Raw genomic sequence first — 5553 nt, forward strand, 5'->3', positions numbered from 1 at the left:
TAGCGCCTGCTCCTTGAGAACTCAACAGCGTGCCGATTGTCAGTGCCAATTGTTTTACCTCGTTCATGGCCTGGCTGGTTGTTCTTCTTAACCCTGGTTTTTCGGGGTGTGGGGGATGGCTGGTGATGGTTGTGAGAGATTCCTTTGAACACGACATCACGGTTGTGGTGTCGATGTTGGGGTCTGCCGGGTTTCCCGGCGCTCTTAATCATTGATGGAGAGTTTGATCCTGGCTCAGGACGAACGCTGGCGGCGTGCTTAACACATGCAAGTCGAGCGAGGGGCTTCGGCTCCTAGCGGCGAACGGGTGAGTAACACGTGGGCAACCTGCCTCGAGCTCTGGAATAACCTCGGGAAACCGGGGCTAATGCCGGATATGACACTACCGGGCATCTGGTGGTGTGGAAAGATTTATCGGCTCGAGATGGGCCCGCGGCCTATCAGCTTGTTGGTGGGGTGATGGCCTACCAAGGCGACGACGGGTAGCCGGCCTGAGAGGGCGACCGGCCACACTGGGACTGAGACACGGCCCAGACTCCTACGGGAGGCAGCAGTGGGGAATATTGCGCAATGGGCGGAAGCCTGACGCAGCGACGCCGCGTGGGGGATGACGGCCTTCGGGTTGTAAACCTCTTTCAGCAGGGACGAAGCGCAAGTGACGGTACCTGCAGAAGAAGCACCGGCCAACTACGTGCCAGCAGCCGCGGTAATACGTAGGGTGCAAGCGTTGTCCGGAATTATTGGGCGTAAAGAGCTCGTAGGCGGCCTGTCGCGTCGGCTGTGAAAACCCGGGGCTCAACCCCGGGCCTGCAGTCGATACGGGCAGGCTAGAGTCCGGCAGGGGAGACTGGAATTCCTGGTGTAGCGGTGAAATGCGCAGATATCAGGAGGAACACCGGTGGCGAAGGCGGGTCTCTGGGCCGGAACTGACGCTAAGGAGCGAAAGCGTGGGGAGCGAACAGGATTAGATACCCTGGTAGTCCACGCCGTAAACGTTGGGCGCTAGGTGTGGGGGACCTTCCACGGCCTCCGTGCCGCAGCTAACGCATTAAGCGCCCCGCCTGGGGAGTACGGCCGCAAGGCTAAAACTCAAAGGAATTGACGGGGGCCCGCACAAGCGGCGGAGCATGTGGCTTAATTCGATGCAACGCGAAGAACCTTACCAGGGCTTGACATGCAGGGAAATCTCGTAGAGATACGGGGTCCGTAAGGGTCCTGCACAGGTGGTGCATGGCTGTCGTCAGCTCGTGTCGTGAGATGTTGGGTTAAGTCCCGCAACGAGCGCAACCCTCGTCCTATGTTGCCAGCGAGTTATGTCGGGGACTCATAGGAGACTGCCGGGGTCAACTCGGAGGAAGGTGGGGATGACGTCAAGTCATCATGCCCCTTACGTCCTGGGCTGCACACATGCTACAATGGCCGGTACAAAGGGCTGCGATACCGCGAGGTGGAGCGAATCCCAAAAAGCCGGTCTCAGTTCGGATCGGGGTCTGCAACTCGACCCCGTGAAGTCGGAGTCGCTAGTAATCGCAGATCAGCAATGCTGCGGTGAATACGTTCCCGGGCCTTGTACACACCGCCCGTCACGTCACGAAAGTCGGTAACACCCGAAGCCGGTGGCCCAACCCTTGTGGGGGGAGCCGTCGAAGGTGGGACCGGCGATTGGGACGAAGTCGTAACAAGGTAGCCGTACCGGAAGGTGCGGCTGGATCACCTCCTTTCTAAGGAGCGTCTGGCTGGTCTGTCCTGTTGGGGATGGGCTGGTTCAGGGCCAGGACCGGATGTGCATGCCGGTCTGGTTGCTCATGGGTGGAACGCTGACGATAGGGCTGCTGGTTGTCTGCCGGGTGTCTAGTACTCTGTGTGATCCTCTGTGGGGGGTTGTGCGGGTGGAACGGGCTTGGTGGGGGCTGGTGGTTCGTGGCACGCTGTTGGGTCCTGAGGGAGTAAGGCTTCCTCGTCTGGTGTGACCCCTTCTGCATGATCCTCCTGGTGGGGGTTGTGGTGGTGGGGGTCTGCTGGTGAGCGGACCGGTCGTGGTAGGGGACTGCTTCCCGTGTGGGGGTGGGTTCTACCGTGTCGGCTGGGGCCGTCCGTACGTTGAGAACTGCACAGTGGACGCGAGCATCTTTGTGGCCAAGTTATTAAGGGCGCACGGTGGATGTCTTGGCACCAGGAGCCGATGAAGGACGTGGGAGGCTGCGATATGCCTCGGGGAGCTGTCAACCGAGCTGTGATCCGAGGATTTCCGAATGGGGAAACCCGGCAGGGCTTTAAATCCTGTCACCCTTGCCTGAACACATAGGGCATGTGGAGGGAACGCGGGGAAGTGAAACATCTCATTACCCGCAGGAAGAGAAAACAACCGTGATTCCGCGAGTAGTGGTGAGCGAAAGCGGATCAGGCTAAACCATGGTCGTGTGATAGCCGGCAGGCGTTGCGATGGTGGGGTTGTGGGATCGTCCGGACGGGACTGCCGTTCCGTCAGGGAGTCAGAAAGAACGCTGTTAGGCGAAGGTCATGCGAACGGACCGCCATAGAGGGTAATAGCCCTGTAGCTGAAAACAGTGTTCCTCCCGGACGTATTCCCAAGTAGCACGGAGCCCGTGAAATTCCGTGTGAATCTGGCGGGACCACCCGCTAAGCCTAAATACTCCCTGGTGACCGATAGCGGACTAGTACCGTGAGGGAAAGATGAAAAGTACCCCGGGAGGGGAGTGAAATAGTACCTGAAACCGTGTGCCTACAATCCGTGGGAGCTGGACTTCGGTCTGGTGACCGCGTGCCTTTTGAAGAATGAGCCTGCGAGTTTGCGATGTGTGGCGAGGTTAACCCGTTGTGGGGTAGCCGTAGCGAAAGCGAGTCCGAATAGGGCGTTTGAGTCGCATGTCCAAGACCCGAAGCCGAGTGATCTATCCATGGCCAGGTTGAAGCGCGGGTAAGACCGTGTGGAGGACCGAACCCACCAGGGTTGAAAACCTGGGGGATGAGCTGTGGATAGGGGTGAAAGGCCAATCAAACTCGGTGATAGCTGGTTCTCCCCGAAATGCATTTAGGTGCAGCGTCGCATGTTTCTTGCCGGAGGTAGAGCACTGGATGGCCTAGGGGGCCCACAAGCTTACTGAAGTCAGCCAAACTCCGAATGCCGGTAAGTGAAGTGCGGCAGTGAGACTGCGGGGGATAAGCTTCGTAGTCGAGAGGGAAACAGCCCAGATCGCCAGCTAAGGCCCCTAAGCGTGCGCTAAGTGGAAAAGGATGTGGAGTCGCACAGACAACCAGGAGGTTGGCTTAGAAGCAGCCACCCTTGAAAGAGTGCGTAATAGCTCACTGGTCAAGTGATTCCGCGCCGACAATGTAGCGGGGCTCAAGCGCACCGCCGAAGCTGCGGCATACGCATGTTAGCCAGGCATCCTTGTGGTGTCCAGGTATGTGTATGGGTAGGGGAGCGTCGTGTGGCGTGTGAAGCGGCGGGGTGACCCAGCCGTGGATGCCATACGAGTGAGAATGCAGGCATGAGTAGCGAATGACGGGTGAGAAACCCGTCCGCCGAATGACCAAGGGTTCCTGGGGCAGGCTAATCCGCCCAGGGTGAGTCGGGACCTAAGGCGAGGCCGACAGGCGTAGTCGATGGACAACGGGTTGATATTCCCGTACCGGCGCTGACGCGCCCATGCTGAACCTGGTTGTGCTAACCATCTGATCGGATGTGTCTTTTCGGAGATGTGTCTGGGAGGGTGGGATCCCGGCTGGTATTAGGCAAACGATGGGGTGACGCAGGAGGGTAGTCCAACCCAGGCGGTGGTTGTCCTGGGGCAAGGGTGTAGGACGGAGCGTAGGTAAATCCGCGTTTCCATGTGTCTGAGACCTGATGCCGAGCCGATTGTGGCGAAGTGGATGATCCCATGCTGCCGAGAAAAGCCTCTAGTGAGTGTCAGAGCCGCCCGTACCCTAAACCGACACAGGTGGTCAGGTAGAGAATACCAAGGCGTTCGAGTGAACTGTGGTTAAGGAACTCGGCAAAATGCCCCCGTAACTTCGGGAGAAGGGGGGCCGTTCTCCGTGTAGGAACTTGCTTCCGTAGCGGGGAGTGGCCGCAGAGACCAGGGGAAAGCGACTGTTTACTAAAAACATAGCTCCGTGCTAAGTCGTAAGACGATGTATACGGAGTGACGCCTGCCCGGTGCTGGAACGTTAAGGGGACGGGTTAGCTCTTTGGGGCGAAGCTCAGAACTTAAGCGCCAGTAAACGGCGGTGGTAACTATAACCATCCTAAGGTAGCGAAATTCCTTGTCGGGTAAGTTCCGACCTGCACGAATGGCGTAACGACTTTCCCACTGTCTCAACCACAGACTCGGCGAAATTGCATTACGAGTAAAGATGCTCGTTACGCGCGGCAGGACGGAAAGACCCCGGGACCTTTACTATAGCTTGATATTGGTGTTCGGTTCGGCTTGTGTAGGATAGGTGGGAGACTGTGAAGCTGGGACGCCAGTTCTGGTGGAGTCACTGTTGAAATACCACTCTGGTCGTACTGGATGTCTAACCTCGGTCCGTGATCCGGATCAGGGACAGTGTCTGGTGGGTAGTTTAACTGGGGCGGTTGCCTCCTAAAGAGTAACGGAGGCGCCCAAAGGTTCCCTCAGCCTGGTTGGCAATCAGGTGTTGAGTGCAAGTGCACAAGGGAGCTTGACTGTGAGACAGACATGTCGAGCAGGTGCGAAAGCAGGGACTAGTGATCCGGCGGTGGCTTGTGGAAGCGCCGTCGCTCAACGGATAAAAGGTACCCCGGGGATAACAGGCTGATCTTGCCCAAGAGTCCATATCGACGGCAAGGTTTGGCACCTCGATGTCGGCTCGTCGCATCCTGGGGCTGGAGTAGGTCCCAAGGGTTGGGCTGTTCGCCCATTAAAGCGGTACGCGAGCTGGGTTTAGAACGTCGTGAGACAGTTCGGTCCCTATCCGCCGCGCGCGCAGGAGACTTGAGAAGGGCTGTCCCTAGTACGAGAGGACCGGGACGGACGAACCTCTGGTGTGCCAGTTGTTCTGCCAAGAGCATGGCTGGTTGGCTACGTTCGGAAGGGATAACCGCTGAAAGCATCTAAGCGGGAAGCCTGCTTCGAGATGAGGTCTCCCACAGGGTAGCCTGGTAAGGCCCCCGACTAGATGATCGGGTTGATAGGCCGGAGGTGGAAGTGCGGCAACGCACGGAGCTGACCGGTACTAATAGGCCGAGGGCTTGACTTCGAAGATGCTACGCGTCCACTGTGCGGTTCCCAGCTGTATGGCCGGTTGGGTGCTGGTTGTATAGTTGAATAGTGTTTCGGTGGTTTTGGCGAAGAGGAAACGCCCGGTCTCATTCCGAACCCGGAAGCTAAGCTCTTCAGCGCCGATGGTACTGCATGGGGGACTGTGTGGGAGAGTAGGACGCCGCCGGACTTATACAAAGTGTGGGGTTGCCTTTTTAAGGCAACCCCACGCTTGTTTTGTGCGTTGGGGTATTTCTGCGGTGCAGGGCTCGAGGCGGCGTGTGGCGCGATCGGTTCCGGTCGCCGT

At 58.2% G+C, this 5553-nt stretch carries 3 rRNA genes; all 3 read left to right on the forward strand.

The features are described from left to right. Nucleotides 1-211 precede the first annotated feature (211 nt). The 3 genes from NBZ83_RS29710 (at nt 212) to rrf (ending at nt 5436) form a co-directional block, all read left to right on the forward strand. A 16S ribosomal RNA gene (locus NBZ83_RS29710) occupies nt 212-1721 on the forward strand. Nucleotides 1722-2134: 413 nt separating this feature from the next. After that, nucleotides 2135-5244 (forward strand): 23S ribosomal RNA (locus NBZ83_RS29715). A gap of 75 nt (nt 5245-5319) precedes the next feature. Beyond that, nucleotides 5320-5436 (forward strand): 5S ribosomal RNA (gene rrf / locus NBZ83_RS29720). The 16S, 23S and 5S rRNA genes sit together here, the layout of an rRNA operon. Nucleotides 5437-5553 lie beyond the last annotated feature (117 nt).

This window comes from Frankia gtarii, assembly GCF_025403375.1.
Classification (GTDB): domain Bacteria; phylum Actinomycetota; class Actinomycetes; order Frankiales; family Frankiaceae; genus Frankia; species Frankia gtarii.